Source organism: Bradyrhizobium sp. PRIMUS42 (assembly GCF_023006515.1).
Classification (GTDB): domain Bacteria; phylum Pseudomonadota; class Alphaproteobacteria; order Rhizobiales; family Xanthobacteraceae; genus Bradyrhizobium.
In genome coordinates, this window is record NZ_JALBGZ010001308.1 from 1 (window position 1) to 886 (window position 886).

1 protein-coding gene is annotated in these 886 nt (G+C 67.7%); it reads left to right on the plus strand.

What is annotated here, in order from left to right; all coding sequences use genetic code 11:
- Nucleotides 1-626, plus strand: a 626-nt coding sequence (locus MOV75_RS39920) for a LysR substrate-binding domain-containing protein (RefSeq protein WP_247008346.1), incomplete at its 5' end; no start/stop codon positions are given.
- Nucleotides 627-886 lie beyond the last annotated feature (260 nt).

The window sequence follows — 886 nt, forward strand, 5'->3', positions numbered from 1 at the left end:
GACTCGCGCTGCCGCTGCTGCGGACCGTGCGCGCCCGCCACCCCGGCATCCTGCTCTACCTCAACGAGACCTACGGGACGACGCTCTCGGAGCTCGTCATGAACGGACGGATGGATCTCGCCGTGCTCTACGGCGGCAAGACGGCCGTCCATGGCCTCTCGTTCGTGCCGTTGCTGCGCGAGCAGCTCTACGTTGTCGGACCCGCCAGCATGATGGCCCCGCCGGGCGAGATCAGCGTGCCGGCGCTGGCCGACATGGATCTCTATCTCGCCCGTCCCTACAACGTCGTGCGCAAGATGGTGAACGAGGCCTTCGCGGCGATCGGCCAGGCGCCGAAGGTCGTCGCCGAAATCGAGTCGGCGAGCACGCTGACGGCGGTGATCGCCGATGGGCTCGGCGCGACGATCCTGCCGGAATCGATGGCCCGCCAGGTGGCGGCCTCCTGCGGCGGCTGGCAGTCCCGCATCGTCGATCCGATCATCGAGGCGCCGTTGGCATTGTGCCAGTCCGATCATTTACCGCTGTCGGAGCCGGCCCAGGCGATCAAGGAAATCCTGCTCGAGCTCGTGGCCGGGCTGCCCGGCAACGTCGTCGTCGCCGAGGAGCGGGCGCAGAAAGCGTCATAGCGCTCTCTTATATGGGCAAAGCCAAACCGTCTTGGTCGACGAAGACCGACGGCAGTAGCGTTCGTGGACAGGCGCGACGCCGCGGGCGCCGACCTCGACGGACGGCCGGAGCATGGATCTCGATCGTATCAAGTCACTGATTGGCGCCATGGCGGCCTCCGATCTGGCCGAGATGGAGTTCAGCGAGGGCGGCATGTCACTGCGGCTGGTGCGCCGACCGCAGCCAGCCGACTCGCGGCCGGCGCTGCCAGAGGTCGCAG